The 16,942-nt window shown below is 65.9% G+C and carries 13 protein-coding genes and 3 pseudogenes; 6 read left to right on the top strand and 10 right to left on the bottom strand.

From position 1 onward, the window contains the following. Nucleotides 1-68: 68 nt before the first annotated feature. On the bottom strand, nucleotides 69-1,187 hold the full coding sequence (locus tag SALMUC_RS28515) for an AAA family ATPase (RefSeq protein ID WP_020041052.1): 1,119 nt from the start codon (nucleotides 1,185-1,187) through the stop codon (nucleotides 69-71). Nucleotides 1,188-1,935: 748 nt separating this feature from the next. Between SALMUC_RS28515 and SALMUC_RS22720 the strand changes: the two genes are divergently transcribed. Next, a complete protein-coding gene (locus SALMUC_RS22720; RefSeq protein WP_020041051.1) occupies nucleotides 1,936-2,337 on the top strand; it encodes an MbcA/ParS/Xre antitoxin family protein in 402 nt (133 codons plus the stop codon). A gap of 230 nt (nucleotides 2,338-2,567) precedes the next feature. On the opposite strand, the gene SALMUC_RS22715 is transcribed toward SALMUC_RS22720, so the two are convergent. Together SALMUC_RS22715 and SALMUC_RS22710 are read right to left on the bottom strand one after the other, a co-directional pair. Further along, the gene (locus SALMUC_RS22715) at nucleotides 2,568-3,164 is read right to left on the bottom strand and encodes a plasmid pRiA4b ORF-3 family protein (RefSeq protein WP_020041050.1); all 597 of its coding nucleotides are present in this window, start codon (nucleotides 3,162-3,164) and stop codon (nucleotides 2,568-2,570) included. Beyond that, a pseudogene (locus tag SALMUC_RS22710) lies at nucleotides 3,161-3,418 on the bottom strand (transposase domain-containing protein); the annotation flags it as partial. The gene SALMUC_RS22715 and the pseudogene SALMUC_RS22710, both read right to left, overlap by 4 nt. Nucleotides 3,419-3,676: 258 nt before the next feature. Between SALMUC_RS22710 and SALMUC_RS22705 the strand changes: the two are divergent. Further along, nucleotides 3,677-4,866: pseudogene (locus SALMUC_RS22705) on the top strand (IS110 family RNA-guided transposase). Here the strand turns inward: SALMUC_RS22705 and tnpC are convergent. From tnpC to SALMUC_RS22680, 5 genes and pseudogenes are all read right to left on the bottom strand, one after another. Further along, a pseudogene (gene tnpC / locus SALMUC_RS29265) lies at nucleotides 4,846-6,276 on the bottom strand (IS66 family transposase); the annotation flags it as partial. The pseudogenes SALMUC_RS22705 and tnpC sit on opposite strands and share 21 nt — an antisense overlap. Nucleotides 6,277-6,336: 60 nt before the next feature. Further along, complete coding sequence (gene tnpB / locus SALMUC_RS22695; RefSeq protein ID WP_020041047.1) at nucleotides 6,337-6,687, bottom strand: IS66 family insertion sequence element accessory protein TnpB; 351 nt, start codon at nucleotides 6,685-6,687, stop codon at nucleotides 6,337-6,339. After that, nucleotides 6,684-7,085: an IS66-like element accessory protein TnpA gene (gene tnpA / locus SALMUC_RS22690; RefSeq protein WP_020041046.1), complete on the bottom strand. Its 402-nt coding sequence runs from the start codon at nucleotides 7,083-7,085 to the stop codon at nucleotides 6,684-6,686. Before tnpA ends, tnpB begins: the two co-directional genes overlap by 4 nt. 262 nt (nucleotides 7,086-7,347) lie before the next feature. Then, nucleotides 7,348-8,163, bottom strand: coding sequence for a metallophosphoesterase (locus tag SALMUC_RS28505; protein WP_020041045.1), 816 nt, complete (start codon nucleotides 8,161-8,163; stop codon nucleotides 7,348-7,350). Nucleotides 8,164-8,958: 795 nt separating this feature from the next. After that, a complete protein-coding gene (locus SALMUC_RS22680; protein WP_020041043.1) occupies nucleotides 8,959-10,119 on the bottom strand; it encodes an MFS transporter in 1,161 nt (386 codons plus the stop codon). An 89-nt stretch (nucleotides 10,120-10,208) separates the two neighbouring features. Here SALMUC_RS22680 and SALMUC_RS22675 point away from each other — a divergent pair, with 89 nt between their 5' ends. The 4 genes from SALMUC_RS22675 (at nucleotide 10,209) to istB (ending at nucleotide 14,824) form a co-directional block, all read left to right on the top strand. Next, on the top strand, nucleotides 10,209-11,546 hold the full coding sequence (locus SALMUC_RS22675) for an aminotransferase-like domain-containing protein (RefSeq protein ID WP_020041042.1): 1,338 nt from the start codon (nucleotides 10,209-10,211) through the stop codon (nucleotides 11,544-11,546). Further along, nucleotides 11,543-12,454 (top strand): dihydrodipicolinate synthase family protein, encoded by a 912-nt coding sequence (locus tag SALMUC_RS22670; protein ID WP_020041041.1) that lies wholly within the window; start codon nucleotides 11,543-11,545, stop codon nucleotides 12,452-12,454. Before SALMUC_RS22675 ends, SALMUC_RS22670 begins: the two co-directional genes overlap by 4 nt. A gap of 121 nt (nucleotides 12,455-12,575) precedes the next feature. Beyond that, a complete protein-coding gene (gene istA / locus SALMUC_RS22665; protein ID WP_021120852.1) occupies nucleotides 12,576-14,063 on the top strand; it encodes an IS21 family transposase in 1,488 nt (495 codons plus the stop codon). Continuing rightward, complete coding sequence (gene istB / locus SALMUC_RS22660; protein WP_020041039.1) at nucleotides 14,060-14,824, top strand: IS21-like element helper ATPase IstB; 765 nt, start codon at nucleotides 14,060-14,062, stop codon at nucleotides 14,822-14,824. Before istA ends, istB begins: the two co-directional genes overlap by 4 nt. Nucleotides 14,825-15,253: 429 nt before the next feature. Here istB and SALMUC_RS22655 read toward each other — a convergent pair whose 3' ends face one another. Together SALMUC_RS22655 and SALMUC_RS22650 are read right to left on the bottom strand one after the other, a co-directional pair. After that, nucleotides 15,254-15,784 carry a hypothetical protein gene (locus SALMUC_RS22655; RefSeq protein WP_156883625.1) on the bottom strand — a complete coding sequence of 177 codons (531 nt, stop codon included), beginning with the start codon at nucleotides 15,782-15,784 and terminating at the stop codon, nucleotides 15,254-15,256. After that, nucleotides 15,784-16,884, bottom strand: coding sequence for a DUF3500 domain-containing protein (locus SALMUC_RS22650; RefSeq protein ID WP_020041037.1), 1,101 nt, complete (start codon nucleotides 16,882-16,884; stop codon nucleotides 15,784-15,786). The genes SALMUC_RS22655 and SALMUC_RS22650 overlap by 1 nt, the downstream gene beginning before the upstream one ends. Nucleotides 16,885-16,942: the final 58 nt, after the last annotated feature.

The raw sequence follows: 16,942 nt of genomic DNA, 5'->3' as shown, positions 1-16,942 counted from the left end.
CAAGTTGATCGACCGGCTGCCTGCTGTGCCTGGCACGCCTTCGGGCGCACGCGGTGGCGTTCTCTGGATCAGTGCAGGACGCGCCCCGAAGGCCGCGAGACATCCTCGAGGATGCGCCGGATGATCCGCAGGCTCATCTTGCCGCAAGCGGCCATTCGCATGACCTCGCGGCGCACCAGCGCGAAGGTTTCGACGTCGAGCTGCGGAACGTCCCGGGCCATGGCGTCGACCATCATCCCAGCCACCTCCGGGGTCACCTCGGGCATGAGGAAGATGCGGCAGCGGTCGCGCAGCACCGCAGGGATCTCTTCCAGCACGTTCGCGGTGAGCACCCAGTTCACGCGGGACAGATTGAAGGTGACCCGCAGGGCAGGGCACTCGAAGACCCTGGCAGTCGAGGGCTCCAGCAGAGTCAGCAGGGCCGTGATCAGCGAGCTCGGGTTGCCGCTGGTCGAGTAGATCGTGCCCGCCTTGTCGATCTCGTCGACAACCATCAGCGGGTTGGCGACCTTGCGATCGAGCACGGTCTCGGTCGGCACGCCGCTCTGGCGGCTCGACCAGCCCTTCTCGGTGCCGGCCAACCGGTGTGCGGAGGTGCCGGAGCCGACATCGATCTGGCGAACCGGTGTGCCGGCCAGTTCGCCGAGCTTGCGGGCGTAGTGCGACTTGCCGCAGCCGGGCGGACCGACCAGGATCATCGGCGACACCGCGAGACCAGCGATCCCGGCACTTGCTGTCGCGCGCATGGCCTTCATGAGGTGCGTGCCCACCTCGGACATCCAGGGGCTCTCGGCATGCAGCGCCGCTGCCAGCTCGTCGGCGTGATGCCCGGTTCGAGGGCCGTGGAGCGCACCACCGCTTCGAGCCAGGCGCTTGACTTGCAGAAAATCCTCATGATCCAGGCGCGACAGCCCCAGTTCGGCCACGCGGCGACGATAGGCCGTCTTGCCGAGGAAGCTGGGGCGATACTCTTCTCCGGAGCGCAGCGCGCCGCGGTTCGGGTTGAGATTGCGCTTGAGCTTCAGGGCGAAGGCCTGGAACCGGGCGATGTAGGCGTCCTGCGAGTCCAGGTTCAGGTCCGGTGCGAGGACCGGAAAGCGTGGCGGAACGTGGCCGTGCCAGTCGAAAGGTCGCGTTGCGATCGACGATGCCTCGTCGGCGCGAGGGGTGATGTTGTCGTCGTACATGTCGTGCTCCGAGGCGAGGGGGCGGTCGTACGGGGCTGCCTTGGAGCGTAGCGCTCCCGGATCGGTCGAGCATGTCTGGCAGGGAAGCCGAAATGGCCGCACGGATCATCCGCAGCCCCGGGCGTCGGGGTCAGTAGGTATTAGATACCTGGCGTATGAGGCGGCGTACGGTCACGAGGAGGTCCTTTCGACACTGCGAGCTAGGCCGAACCGCGACAGCGGGTCAAGCGCGATCCGCCGGCTTCCTTGTCGAAAAGGCAAACCGGCTTCGCGGCTCTAAAATTTTCGCACATGCGAATGTTGACGGAAGTGCAGGCAGGGCTTGGAGATGCCTAAGCGGCGGTGGAGCTTTTCGCACAATTACGCTGTAGGGACGGCGGCACGGCGTGGGAGCGATCGCCCCGCCAGCGGAAGGAAGCGATAGGACGATCCGCATGAATGGGCTTGGATGGGCACCACGAAGACGAGGTCTTGTCGTCCGATTCGAGGGTCATCAAGTGGGCGAATGGAATGCCGGAACTCGACGTTCACACCCGAGCTGGTGGGCAGCGCATACGGGCGGAGTGGTGCCCCGCCGGTAACGGGGCGCGACCGCGTCGGCAAGTCCGCGGGCACGGCAAGGCGTGCGGCGCTGCCCTGAGACACGTTCGAGCCCGGACGATGGCTAAGCCGGTGAGGCGCCCATGGTGGTGCTCCATGAGCCCGGGAAGCCCCATTGAACCGAGCAAGCGTCACGAGGGGCGTAGGCATGACCGATGAAGCCAGTCCTGCGGGCGAAGCGCCCAAGCTCACCGAGGAAGAGGCACGGGCCGCAACCCGCACCATCTTCCGTCTGTTCATGGTCTGGGACCTTTCGGAGAAGGAGAGCCGCGAAGTTCTCGGTGGGCTCACCGAGCGTGAGTTTCAAAGCCTGCAGGAAGGCGAACTGGTTCCGACGACCGGTGACTTGGCCGAGCGCCTTGGCCTACTGCTGGGCATTCATCGGTGCCTGAGGCTGTTGTTTCGGTCGGCGGCTCGGAGAAAGAGGTGGATCCGCGCTCCGAACCGGGGTCTGGGTGGTGAGACGGCGCTCGCCGTCATGTCGCGGTCGGACATCTCCGGGATGTGGAACCTGGAGAGGTACCTCGAAGCCGTCGTTCAGCAGGGCTAGCCACTACCTCACCTCCTATCACGTCATAGCCGGTCGCCGCTGGTATTGAGCCGTCTCGCGAGAGGCATCCATTCATACCTCGCGAGATGAATTATCGACCTCGGGATAATTCATGATAATTCAAACTTTTCGGGGGCATAGAGGCTCTCTCTGGCGGGTTATCTCCTGACGCTGAACTGCCTGGTAAGTAAGCATGCGGGCTGGACCGCGGACGTGGAGCGGTCTGGCGCTTAGGTGCCGGGTGCTTTGGGCTTGCGGGCCCGTGGCGCCCACTTCTTTGCCAGCAGCGCCAGCCGGTGCTCAATCCGGTCTATTCGCGGATCGTTGGGATCGAAGGGGCCTCCAGCCCAGCGGATCATGTCGTCGTGCTGCTCGTGGTCGGGTTCGGCTATCGCTTCGAGGAACTCCTCGTAGCCCCAGGCGCCGCCGACATCTTCCGGAGGACAGGCGCCTGTCGCCTTGAGAAGGCGGGGATACGAGGTGTCGGCGGCGTCATCATCGAACCGTTCGATGCGGATCACGTGGTCCCAGTCGTCGCCATAGTCGTAGATGTATTGCAGTGTCCTGCTTCCGGTGTCCGTCATGACATCCTGAAGCGTCGTCTTCTTCGCCGGCAGCGGGCCATCGAAGAAGCCCTCGGGGTCGGGTTCGCCCCAACCGATCCCCTCCGCGCGGAACTCGTAGAGATGGCTATCCGTCCAGCCCATGGCGGCCTGCACGGCTTCGTGCAGCCGGTCGAGCCTGATCTTCAGGGGGACCTCGATCTGGCGCACGACCTGTGGCTCGACGTCGTTGAGCGTGATCCGGAGACGGGCGATCTGGGTCATGCGGCCCTCCTGTCTTCGGATGAAGCCGAGCGCCAGTGCCAGGGAAGCAGATCCGGCACCTGCGAGGCGGTCATCTCGGGCAGCCGGGCGAGAACATCGGCCAGCCATGCCTGGGGATCGATGTCGTTCATCTTCGCGGTGACGATCAGGGAATACATGAAGGCGGCACGATCGCCGCCGCGCTCGGAGCCGGCGAAGAGCCATGACTTGCGACCGAGGGCGATGCCGCGCAGTGCTCGTTCCGCCGCGTTGTTATCGGGCATGCTGTCTATGGCGCTTCGATCCAGCGGTCCGTTCTTTCCTCTGTCGTGGTAGAGGGGTGCTGCGGGACAGGGGCGCTGGAGTGCGAAGACCCGGGCAGGCCGAATTGACTTTGAGCTGCGAGCTCGCGTTGTTATCTGGCCGCCCCTGCGACCAGCCCGTGTGCGCCGAGAGCGCGTATCCGTAGATGTCGCACAGCCCGAGCACTCCCCTGACAACGACTGGGAGAGCGAGGAATGAGATCGATCGGAATGGACGTTCACCGGAGCTTCGCGCAGGTCGCGGTCCTCTCGGACGGGGCGGTGACGGAAAACTTCAGGGTCGACCTGGAACATGACGCTGTCGTGGCCTTCGGCCGCACCCTGCGGCCCGATGACGAGGTCGTGCTGGAAGCCACGGAAAACACGGCGGCGATCGTGCGACTGCTGACGCCGTTCGTCGCGCGGGTGGTGATCGCCAACCCGCTTCAGGTGAAGGCGATCGCGCATGCGCGGGTGAAGACCGACAAGGTCGACGCCGCGATCCTGGCGCAGCTGCACGCCGCGGGCTTCCTGCCGGAGGTCTGGGCGGCCGACGACGCCACTCTGGCATTGCGGCGCCTGGTGTCCGAGCGGGTGGCTGTGGTCCGATCGATCCGGCGAGCCAAGAGCCGTGTTCACGCAGTGCTGCATGCCAACCTGATTCCGAAGTACGAGGGCCATCTCTTCGGCAAGGGCGGCCGGCGCTGGCTGGAGAAGGCGCCGCTGCCGAAGTCCGAGCGCGATCTGCTCAGACGGCACCTCGACGAGCTGGATTGGCTCAGGGCGCGGCTCGAGGGCCTTGAGCGCGACCTCATCGCCTTCGCTCTGGACGATGCGCGGACCCGCAAGCTGATGAGCGTGGCGGGCATCAGCGCCGTCATCGCCACCGCCGTCGTGGCATCCATCGGCGACATCGAGCGCTTCGCCACGCCGCAGAAGCTGGCGAGCTACTTCGGCCTGACGCCGAGAGTACGGCAGTCCGGCGCCGGCCGAGCCATCCACGGTCGCATCTCCAGCATGGGAACGCGACGGCCCGCACCATGCTGGTCGAGGCGGCGTGGTCGGCGGCGAGCGCTCCGGGGCCACTGAGGGCGTTCTTCCTGCGCATGAAGGACCGGAAGGGAGCGAACGTCGCCGCCGTCGCGACGGCGCGCAAGATCGCCACGCTGATTTGGCATCTTCTCAAGAAGGACGAGCCCTACCGCTGGGCGCGACCGGCCTTCGTCGGGATGAAGATGCGCAAGCTGGCCCTGCGCGCCGGGGCGCCCAAACAGCACGGCAACAAGCCCGGTCCGGGGCGCGACTATTGGATCAAGGAGATCCGCCATCGAGAGATGGAGCTCGTCGCCAATGCCGAAGAATCCTATGCAAGGATGGTCGAAGCATGGAAGGACAAGCCGCCAAAGCCAAAGCCGTCGTGAGAATGGTCGAGAAAGGGGCTTCTCAACATCATCCGTCGTCAGACAGACCCGGCCATCCTCGAGGAAGCGGGTAAAGGCCTCCCAGCGGTCCGCCTTGAACATGTAGGCGATCGCCTTGGCCACTGGATTGTGCTTCGACATCGTGTCGCGCTCGCTCTGCATCCAGTCGCGCAAGTCCTCCACCAGTGGGCGTGACCGGTGGTGTCGGACTTCCAGCCGCGAGCCCGCATCCAGACCGTTGATCTCACGCTCGATGTCGAAGATGGCATCGATCCGCTTCACGGCTTCCAATGCGACGGGCGAGATGTCGTGGTCCGGCTTCCTCTTGCGGGCCTTCTCCTTGATGTCAGCAAGTTCGAAGAACTTCCGGCGGGCATGGCTCCAACACAGCGCGCTGCTCACCGGACCGGGATCGCGATTGCCACGATAGAGATCGTTGTATCCGCCATAGGCATCGGCTTGCAGGATACCCTGCCATCCCGCGAGATGCCGGTTCGGATGGGCCATCTCCCGGTCGCACGAAAAGTGGAACAGGGCTGCGGGCGGCGCGCCGCCCGCGAAGGGGCGATCGTCGCGGACATAGGTCCAGAGCCGCGCCGTGCGCGTCCCGCCCTTTGCCAGCAGCGGCACCGTGGTGTCGTCCCCGTGCAGCCGCTCGGCGCGCAGGACGTGGTCGCGGATCAGCGCATGGACGGGCTCGAGCGCAGCGGTGCAGGCACCGACCTGGTCGGCCAGGGTCGAGAGGCTGAGCTCGACACCTTCCCGGGCATAGCGCTCGGCCTGCCGGTTCAGGGGCTGATGCTGGCCGAACTTCTCGAACAGGATCGTCGCCAGAAGGTTCGGCCCGGCCCATCCGCGCGGGGTCGCGTGGAAGGGCGCCGGCGGCTGGCTGATCGCCTCGCAGGCGCGGCAGGTGACCTTCTCGCGAACGGTCTGGACCACCTTCCACTGCCGCGGAATGACCTCCAGCGTCTCGGTGATGTCCTCGCCCAGCTTCGCGAGACGCTCGGAGCCGCAGCACGAACAGGCCGATGGCGCCTCGATCACCACCCGCTCCCGTGGGAGATGTTCCGGGAAGGGCTTGCGGGCCGGACGGCGGCGCTGGAAGCCCGCAACAGGCGTGGACTGTGCCGCAACCTCCGCGGCGAGTTCGTCCTCGGTGGCGGCCGCCTCGAGCTCCTCGAGCTGCAACTCCATCTGATCGATCAGGCGAGCGCGGCGTTCCGAGCGATGGCCGTATTGCTCCCGCCGTAGCTTGGCGATCTCGAGCCTGAGATGCTTGATCATCGCCTCGGAGGTCGAGACCACCGCGCGGGCCTGCGCCAGCTCACTCTCGGCGGTCTCGGCACGGGCCTCCGAGGCCGCGAGCGCGGCACGCAATCTGGCGATCTCCGAAGCGGCATCCGGCATGGCAGAGACCTACCATGCGGCACTCTTGATGCCCATGAAAATAAGGCCTGCGAGGCTGATTTATCCGGCCTTCGCAGGGCGTTGTGTCCAACGCGGATTGCGCCAGTCGATCCCCTCCAGGAGATAGCCGAGCTGGGCCGCGGAGACCTGCACCGCTTCGCCGCTGCGGCTGACGGGCCAGATGAATTTGCCCGCCTCCAGCCGCTTGGTGTAGAGCGACATGCCGACCCCGTCGTGCCAGAGCAGCTTGACCAGGTCGCCCTTGCGGCCGCGGAAGCAGAAGATCTCGCCGGCATGCGGGTCGCGCCCGAGACCCTCCTGAACCTGCAACGCCAGCGTGTTCATACCACGGCGCATATCCGTCACCCCGCCCGCGATCCACACGCGCACCCCCGCCGGAAAGGCGATCATGGCCCGTCCACCACCGGCAGCAACCGGGCCAACGTCTCCGGCACTACATCGACCGGCACTACGAGGCGCCGCCCGTTCACCAGCACGATCTCCATGGTGCCCTGCGAAACCGGCGAGTGCGAGCCTTCGGCGGCCGCGCCGCGAGGCTCTGCTGCAAGCGCAAGCGGCGTAAACGCCGGGCCCACGCCTCCCAACTCCCCCTCCCGGTATTGCCGTCGCCAGGTCGTCAGCAAGGAGCGCGAGACACCGTGGCGCCGCGCCGTGGCACTCGCCTGCCGGTGGCCGAGAAAGCTCTCCTCGACGATCCGGAGCTTGTCATCGTCGCTCCAATAGCGGCGGCGCACCCCATCGGCAGCGGATAGGACTTCGATCTCGGGTTCGAACGTAAGGTCGGCCATAAGGTCGGACCTATCACTGCCCTCAGAGCCGCGTCAGGCGGCTCTCACCGGAGCATTACCCTGGTAACCTCGTCTCTTCGAGCGATACAGCGTTGTGCTCCGCGAGGTACTTCAAGTGGAGGGGGCTCGCTTCCGGGCGCTGGGACGCTCCTGCTCGCCGCGACACACGCTTCGTCGCCGATTCAGTCAAGGAAGGTGCCATTGGAGCATGAAGGCGTTCAGCGACCTCCCTTCCGGTTAGAGTTCGAAAAATCTTCTGACGTTAATTTCCGTCGCTTCCCTGAGCGACATGAAGACGGTGATACCATCCAGCAAACTCGACTGCCGCGACCTGTGGCACCGCCGCGGCCCCGGCGTCGACGCAGATGGCGGCATGTTCCGTCACCACGTCGAGGTATCGCTCAGCTTGCTCCTTGTCCTCGAACAGTCGGGTGATGGCCGGCGAATGTCCATGGACCACGAGGCGCAGACCCAGGTGCTCCCATCCGCCCTCCCAGCTTAGGAAGGGCTGCCGGATCCATGCCCAGTGGGTGTCGCCTACCTCGAAGCGCGGCGCGGCGAGGAACTCGTTACGGTCCATGTGAGGATGCAGGCCGGCATGCACGAACAGACAGCCGTTGCGCACGAGATGGGTGGGTCCTGTCCGCATCAACTCCTCGAACCCCAAGGGGAGGGCCGCCCGAAACGCCCTGAGCCTTTCCGGGATATCGAGTGCCTCGCGCGGATCGACCTGCTTCAGGGCGGTGTTCCCGCCGTTGGCGAGCCAGTTCCGGAGCATGAAGGGATCGAAGTCGAGTGCGCTGACCATCATGAGTTCGTGGTTCCCGGGCAGGAGCGTTCCATAATCAAAACGGTCGAGCGCCTCCCAGGCGCGCTGGATCGATCCCAGGCTGTCGGGTCCCCGGTCCGTCAGGTCGCCGGCGAAGATGATCTCGCGCACGCGGCCGTAGACCGGAAGATCTTCGAGGTGATCGAGAAGCTGGTTGAGGGTCGTTGCCCGTCCATGGACGTCGCCGATGGCGAAGGTATGCCGCAGGAATTCCGCGCCGTTGTTGGGCCGCCAGTCGGTCGTGATCATGGCGCGAGGCTGCCTGAGGAGTCGGAACCGAGCAAGGCAGCGACAGAGGGCGAAGCCGGGATCCACCGAGCCTCGTCATAGGACAGGACCCTTGCCTGAGCGGCAGGAGTCGGGACGGTACTGCCGTTCGCTGCGGCATGCTCGAAAGTCCGTTTATGTCGCCCCCCTCCGCGCCGGCGCCATGACGAATCAAGTGATACGGCACCCCACGACAGTGTGCGCGCGAGCAGAACGAAGGCCGAGAGCGTAGCCAATCCCAAGGCCCAAGGACGGATCGCACCACGTTCGAACCGCTGGACAAGTGGGCAGAACCCAAAAAGCGCTACCACCGCGACCGTCAAACCGACGGCGAGCAATACGATCAGGGCTAGAATCACGGGAAGCATGTCAGTGCCGACGATCAGACGCGCGACAGAGGCCGCGATGATTGCGCCGATGACGCGGCCGGGAAGTCCCGGGGCCAGATTAGGAGCGCACGACCGCATCGCGCCTACCCATGAACGCCCCGAGACCGATAACGAGCCCGAGGAGGAGGATCTTCCCCGGAAGAAACTCGGGGGCGAAGATCACAAAAGTTGGCGCGGCGATCATCCCGAAGCCTGCGCCAGACAGCCTCTGGAGTACAGTGCCGCAAAGAACCGATGCGGCGCATGCGGTCCATGCGCCGAAGTGAGGGAAAAGATGACCGGCAGCTTCAATCATTAGATCTCGGAGTGTTGGAGATTGGCAAACGACGGAGGACGCGCGGGGTACCTAACTGCACCGACCCGACGCGTGGCGGAATAAGCGAAGAACTCATGTCGGCTGCTCCACTGGTGCGGTCGATCTCGCCGTCAAGAAACCGGCCAACGCAATAGAGCCGACGATGAGCAGACCGAGGAAGACAGCCATTGCCGGGACCAGCCCCATGGTTTCGGCAAGCACGCCGCTCCCGATGACCGGCAGGGAAAACCCGGCATAGGCGTAGACGAAAAGTCCCGCGGTGGCGCGGGACCTGTCCTGGCCTGCGCGGTCCGAGACCTCTGAGAGCGCGGCGAGGAAGACGAAGCCGTAGCTGGCCGCGCTCGAAAGGGCCGTTCCGATCAGGACGGGTGCAATCGCTTGCATCCAGCTCCCGAAGAGGATGAGGCCAAAGCCCGACGGGATGAGGGCAAGTCCCAGTGCGAGCGATGCCTTGTCGCTCAGGCGCTTGGCGACAGGCTGGCACAGAAAGCCGACGAAGATCGCGAGGAAGATCACCGGACCGGTCCATCCAAACAGGCCGTGCATCGCGAGTTCGAGCGGGACGACGGCAATGATCATGCCCGTGGCCGACCAGGCGAGCGCGAGCGTTGCTCCGAAAATCCACGTGCCTCGCGGAAAGACGGGAAGACGCACGAGGGCACCGCCTTGCGCCTGCGCACCTTTTGGCGCGCAGATCATGCAGACCGCCAAGAGTGGTGCCAGGACGAAGAGGATCGCGAAGCTCGCGGGAAAGAACGACGGGCCGGTCAGCGACAAGCTCATCCCGGTGGCGAGCGCACCGCCGCCGAAGCCGAGCGAGGTCGCCGATGTGACCGCCAAGGCCGCGCTGCGGCTCCGGTCAGCGCCCATCAGTTCGACCATGAACGCTGTCCCTGCTGTGGTGGCGAGGCCTGTCCCGACCCCGAGGAGCATGCGGGCGACGACGAGCGTGGTCCAGGAGGGCGAGACGACAAGCAGGGCAGTCGCCGCCGCGCCGAGAAGGAGCGCCATCGCCAGTGGAATGCGCCGTCCGATACGGTCCGACAGCCCGCCGAGACAGAGCAGCGTCGGCATCAGGCCTGCCACATAGGCCGCGAAGGCGATCGTGACCGCGGCTGGCCCTCGCCCGCTGGCCGCGGCGTAGGCGTCGTAGAGCGGCGCCTGCAGGTTGACCGCGTAGGTGACGAGAAAGAGCGAGACGGCAAGGCAGAGCGCGGCGGCGGGGCGGGACATGGGCGATCTTTCGGCTGGTTGCTAGCCGCTCGTTGACACCCGACACGATTCAATACAATATTTTTATTGTACTAGATACAGTTGGCCCCATGCCCCGCACACAGTTCATCGACCTCGCCGACAGGGTTGCGGCACAGATCGCCGACGGGACTCTGCCGCCCGGCGCGAAGCTGCCGCCACACCGCGCCTTTGCCGAACGGCACGGCGTCGCGCTCGCGACCGCGACGCGCGCCTATCGGGAGCTCGAGCGCCGCAATCTGATCGTCGGAGAGCGCGGCCGCGGTATGTTCGTGCGGGACGCCTCTGTCCCTGCGGGCGTCGGCGTGGAGCAGGCGGCCTCGGACGGCCTCATCGATCTCGTTTTCAACATGCCGGGGAGCGCCGCCGACGCGGACATGCTGCGCGCAGGGCTGAAGCGGCTCGCTGCGGGCGGTGATCTCGACGCGATGCTGCGCTACCAGCCGCATGACGGCCGGCCACACGAGCGGAAAGTCCTTGCAGACTGGGCGTCCGCGCGCCTCGGACCGGTAGCGCCAGAGACCCTGCTGGTCACCTCGGGGGCGCAGCACGCGCTGTCACTGATTATGTTGGGCTTGTTCGGTCCCGGCGACGCGGTCGGGACGGATCCGCTCACCTATGCGGGGATCAAATCGGTCGCTGCCCTGCGAGGCACGTCGCTGGTCCCTGTCGAGGGCGATGCGGGCGTGATGGACCCGGACGCACTCGATCACGCGTGCCGGTCGCACGGATTGCGCGCCGTCTACCTGATGCCGACGGTGCAGAACCCTCTCGGCGCGGTCATGAACGAGGCCACGCGGCGCCGGATCGTCGAGGTGACCCGGCGCCGCGACCTACTGATCATAGAAGACAGCGCCTACGCCTTCCTCGAGACCGATCCGCCCCCGAGCCTTCGCGAGCTTGCTCCGGAGCGGACGATCCATGTTGGTGGAGTCTCCAAGAGCCTCGGAACGGGGCTACGCGTCGGCTTTCTGATCGCGCCCGAGACGCAGCTTGGCCGGCTGACCGGCGCCATCCGGGCGACCACATGGAATACGCCCGCGCTGATCACCGCACTTGTCACCGCCTGGATCGAGGATGGGACGCTGGGGGCGAGCGAAGATACACGGCGGCGCGACGGGGCCGAGCGCCAGCGCCTCTGCCGGGAGACGCTCGCCGATCTCGCCCTCGTCGCCCATCGCAACGCGGGCTTCGCCTGGATGCCGCTGCCCACGGGGCGCCGCGCCGACCCGCTGGTGGCCCGGCTTCGAGAGTGCGGCGTCGCCGTGTCCCCCGGCGCCCCCTACGCCGTCGGAGATCCGCCGCAGGCCATTCGCCTCGCCTTCGGTGGCGTGCCCCTCTCTGATCTCACTGCGGCCCTGACGACGATCCGCCGAGAACTGACCCACGCGCAGGAGACGCTACCATGACCCTCTTTCACGGCCTCTCGGCCTTTCCGATCACACCGGCCGATTCCGAGGGCCGCGTCGATGCCGAAGCGCTCGGCCGTGTGCTGGATCGCCTCGTCGCCGCAGGCGTGGACTCCGTGGGCCTTCTGGGCAGCACCGGCGGCTACATGTATCTCAGCCGCGCCGAGCGGCGACGGGCCATCGACACGGGCGGCCGGCTGGCGGGCGCGATCCCGTTGATCGTCGGCGTCGGCGCGCTTCGTACCGACGCGGCCGCGGCGCTGGCGCGGGATGCAAGAGACGCCGGAGCGGACGGGCTGTTGCTCGCCCCCGTCTCCTACACGCCGCTGACGGAGGACGAGGTCTTCGCGCATGCTCGCGCCGTGGCGGAGGCCGGGGAGCTGCCGCTCTGCCTCTACAACAATCCCTCGACCACGCATTTCACCTTCACGCCGGACCTGATCGAGCGATTGTCGCGGTTGGACCACGTCGCGGCGGTCAAGATGCCCCTGCCCGCGGATCGCACCATCGCCGACGAGCTGGACGACCTCCGCGGCCGTGTGCCGCGCGACTTTGCCATCGGCTACAGCGGCGACTGGGGCTGCACAGAGGCACTTCTGGCCGGCGCGGACGCCTGGTTCAGCGTCCTCGGCGGCATCCTCCCGGGTCCGGCCATGCAGATCACGGAGGTGGCCCGGAGTGGCGACGCCGAGGCGGCAATGGCTATGGACGCACGGCTCGCACCGCTCTGGGATCTCTTCCGCGCGTTCGGAAGCCTCCGCGTGGTCTACGCCATGGCGCACGAGATCGGCCTCACCGACGCTCTTCCTCCGCGCCCCGTTCTTCCGTTGTCGCCTGCCGATAGCGTAAAGGTCCGCGTGGCCCTGCAGGCCATCGACGGAGTTGATGGTCCGTCCCCGGTGGTATGAATGTGAGAACGGCGGTGAGAAAGTCGGCCACGGTAGCGGCGGGGTGACCCTGCTGCGGGCGGCGTAAAAGTCGTCCACCTTTACCCTTTCTGGCGGCAGGGAGGGCGGGAGGATTTTCACCGTGGACTTGTATCGGAAGGTGCGACTGGCCTGTGCCGAGGGGATGAGCCAGCGAGAGGCGGCCCGGCATTTCAACGTCTCGCGCGACACCGTAGCCAAGATGATGGCGTTCTCGGTACCGCCTGGTTACCGGCGAACGGCCCCGGTGAAGCGGCCGAAGCTGGATGCCTTCACGGGCATCATCGACGGCTGGCTGGAGAACGATCGCGGGGGCCATCGCAAGCAACGGCATACAGCCAAGCGGGTGTTCGAGCGGCTCCGCGATGAGCACGGGTTCACCGGCGGCTACACCATCGTCAAGGATTACATGCGGGAGCGGGAACGGCACGGCCGCGAACTGTTCGTGCCCTTGGCGCATCCGCCCGGCCATGCTCAGGCCGACTTCGGCGAGGCGGTGGTCATCATCGGCGGGGTCGAACAGAAGGCGCATTTCTTCGTCCTGGACCTGCCGCACAGCGATGCCTGCTTCGTGCGGGCTTATCCCGCGGCGACAGCGGAAGCCTGGGTCGATGGCCACGTCCACGCCTTCGCGTTCTTCGGCAAGGTGCCCGCGTCGGTCCTCTACGACAACGACCGCTGCCTGGTTGCGAAGATCCTGCCGGACGGCACGCGTCAGCGAGCCACTCTCTTCAGCGGGTTCCTGTCCCACTACCTGTTCCGCGACCGCTACGGCCGCCCCGGCAAGGGGAACGACAAGGGCAACGTGGAGGGATTGGTCGGCTATTCCCGCCGCAACTTCATGGTGCCGGTCCCGCGGTTCGCGATGTGGGACGCATTCAACGTCCGCCTTGAGGGTCAGTGCCGCAGGCGTCAGGCGGACGTGCTCCGCGGCCAGTCAGAGACCATCGGGGAACGGCTCGCGCGGGATCTGGCCGCAATGTCCGACCTTCCGGCGTCGCCGTTCGAAGCCTGCGATCAGGCTACGGGGCGGGTCAGCTCCCAAGCGCTGGTGCGCTACAAGACCAACGATTACTCGGTGCCGGTCGCTTACGGCCACCGCGACGTCTGGGTCAGGGGCTATGTCGACGAGGTCGTGATCGGCTGCGGTGGCGAACTCATCGCACGCCATCCCCGCTGCTACGACCGCGAGGACATGGTCTTCGATCCGGTCCACTACCTTCCGCTGATCGAGCGGAAGATCAACGCCCTGGATCAGGCAGCTCCCTTGGCCGAGTGGGATCTGCCACCCGAGTTCGCAACCCTGCGCCGCCTGATGGAAGCGCGGATGGTCAAGGCCGGGCGCCGGGAATACGTCCAGGTCCTGCGCCTGCTCGAGACCTTCGACATCGACGATCTCCACGCGGCGGTGAAGAAGGCGCTGCAATTGGGCGCGGTCGGCTTCGATGCCGTGAAGCACCTCGTTCTCTGCCATGTCGAGAAACGGCCGCCGAAGCTGGACCTCGATATCTATCCCTACCTGCCACGCGCAACTGTCGGGACCACCTCGGCGGCCAGCTACATGTCCCTGCTGTCGCGGGATGTGGCATGACCGACACCCCGAAGATCCTGCTCGCGGATCATCTGAAGACGCTGAAGCTCCCCACCTTCCTGCGGGAATATGAGAAGCTGGGCCGCCAGTGCGCGGCCGAGGGGGTGGACCATGTCCAGTTCCTGGCCCGTCTGGTCGAGCTGGAGCTGATCGATCGTGAACGGCGAATGGTGGAGCGCCGCATCAAGGCCGCGAAGTTCCCGGCGACCAAGAGCCTCGACAGCTTCGACTTCAAGGCGATCCCCAAGCTGAACAAGATGCAGGTGCTGGAACTCGCTCGCTGCGAATGGATCGACCGGCGCGAGAATGTCATCGCCCTCGGCCCGAGCGGCACGGGCAAGACGCATGTGGCCCTCGGGCTCGGGCTGGCCGCCTGCCAGAAGGGCATGGCAGTCGGCTTCACCACCGCCGCCGCACTCGTCAACGAGCTGATGGAAGCGCGCGATGAACGCCGCCTCCTGCGCGTCCAGAAACAGATGGCCGGCGTCAAGCTGCTGATCATCGACGAGTTGGGCTTCGTGCCGCTGTCCAAGACCGGCGCCGAACTCCTGTTCGAGTTGATCTCGCAGCGTTACGAGCGTGGCGCCACGATGATCACCAGTAATCTGCCATTCGACGAATGGACCGAAACCTTCGGAACCGAGCGCCTCACTGGCGCTCTCCTCGACCGGCTGACCCACCACGTCAACATCATCGAGATGAACGGCGAGAGCTACAGGCTTGCCCAGAGCCGCGCCCGAAAGGCAGAAGCCCCAACCTGATCATCCACAACGGGATTGGCCCTGCGGGCCAATGCGCCATGGCACGCGCCAGCTATCTGGGGAGCGCGCGCGCCATGGCGCCTCGCGCCCCGCCACTGGCCTGGTATTGCGCCGCCACGTGGCCGGTTTTTGCTCCGCCGTTGACATTTGGCCTTCGCGACCGCAAGACCGCGACCGCGAACATCCCCCGGGAAAATCTCAGCCCGATCGTCTCGGTTCCCCTCGGGGGCCGGTCAGTCCACCATGTGCTCAAGACGCTCAAGGCGCATGGGGTCGCGGCCTCCGTCCGGGGAGAGAACTTGCGGCTTTCCCCACACTTCTACAATGATCAAAGCGACGTTCTGACCTGTGTCGACGCCGTCTATCGGGCCCTTCGATAAGCAAGGATGCACCCTGCCGCGCGGTTGTGCCGTAGGTATCGTCGACTGGTCACCGTGCCACTGCCGGGATCGAGACCGTCAGCGCGTTGGGCGCTCGCTCGATCCGGGGCGATGCGCCGTCCGCGAGGTTCTCGAAATAAAAGGGCTGGATGAACCAGTCTTCCGAGAACTCGGAATAGCTGACCTCGACCGACAGCGTGGCGAACGACTCCGTTGGCAGCACCAGGTTCGACCGTGCAGTCATTTCAAGCCTGCCCGCGTCCTGGCTGATGGCGGTCGCGTCCGGCACTATCGCCTCGCTCTCTGCCAGGGCGACCTCCTCACCGTTCACCGACAGCAAGGTCGCGTCGACAAGAGCCTGCGCGAATGCGGCACGTTCCGCTTCGTCCAGTGCGCTGTCGCCATCAAGGTCGAGATGGGCGAGAAGATGACCGGCCTGCTCGGCAGGCGGCACAATGATCCAAGTCAGTTCCGCCATGTCGCGGCCCAGGGAAAGATGCAGCTGCTGCTCCACCGTTCCGTGAGGGTGGGCGTCGGCGAGCGCCGGAAAGAGCGCCGCGGCGAAAAGGTAGTATTTCATCATTCTGCTCCGACCCAGGCGCTTCCGTAATCGTTCGTCGGGTCCCGGTACATGTTGTGCGTGTGCTCGGTCCCATCGCTCCCCATGCTCTGCGGGGAGTATTCAAGCATGATCGTCGGGCCGACCACGCGAAGGTAGGCGGCCCCGAAGGGCTCTTGAGGCCCCCACCACCCGAATGTCGTCTGGTCCAAGGTCTCGCGGACTTTGTCCATCACGGCACCGGCGTCGCGGTCGTTGAACTGGCCGATCCGCGCCTCGATGACGGCCAAAAGCGCCTCCTGCTGGGCATCGGAGAGGTCCGCGCCCGAGATGCCTTCAGCTGCGATGGTGGTCCCGTGCGCTCCGGGACCGAGTAGGAGCTGGGCCGGCTGATCGCTCACAATGGCGGAGTCGCGCTGGTCCTCATCGAGCGTGGCGAGGAAATCCCGGGACGCCTGGACCTCCTCCCGAGTGATGTAGACGGTTTCGCCATCGTAATCGACGGTCAACGGCTGCCCGCCTGTCAGCATGGGCGAAAACGAAGCTTGGCCGCCTGCGAAGGTCGCGTTGATGGCGAGGTGGTGGCCGCCATATTGCAGCATCCACGGCGCGTCGGTCTCGGGCTGCCCGAGGATCGATACGTAATAGAGGTCTTCCCCAAACTCGAGCGTGTCGCCGTTGCCGATGGGGCCGCCGTCGGTCAGCTGGCCGTCAGCGTGGCGCTGCAATGTCTCGTTGCGGACGCCGTCGGCGCTCAGCACCTGAGCCAACAAAGAGTCGAGAGCGGCGCGTTGATCTTCGCTCATATCCTCTCGGCTCAACCCCGCACGCGGGGAAAGGCTGTCTGGCAGGTTCGACCAGCGCGCGCGCTGGGTGTTGTCGTCGAAGGCGAATATCACCGACTCTCGCTGGTCCGCTTCGAGCGTGTCCAGAAAATCCTGCGCGGCCGTCACGATGGCCTCGGCGGTGGCGTTTGCAGGTGCCAGCTCCGCCACGTCGGCGAGGGGCAGCGCGACCGTTTCGCCGGCGGGTGGTTCAATAGGCTGGGCGCTGGCGGTCACGGCCGAGATGGCCAGTGCGCCGGCCAAGGCGGAAGCGGTTAGATGCAGTTTACAGGTCATTTCTGGTTTCCGGATGTCGGTATGGAAGCAGAGCGGCGGAGTGCCGTCCGCAATGAGA

The organism is Salipiger mucosus DSM 16094, from assembly GCF_000442255.1.
Lineage (GTDB): Bacteria > Pseudomonadota > Alphaproteobacteria > Rhodobacterales > Rhodobacteraceae > Salipiger > Salipiger mucosus.
The sequence above is the reverse complement of the archived record's forward strand: the minus strand, read 5'-3'. Positions and strand labels throughout refer to the sequence as shown.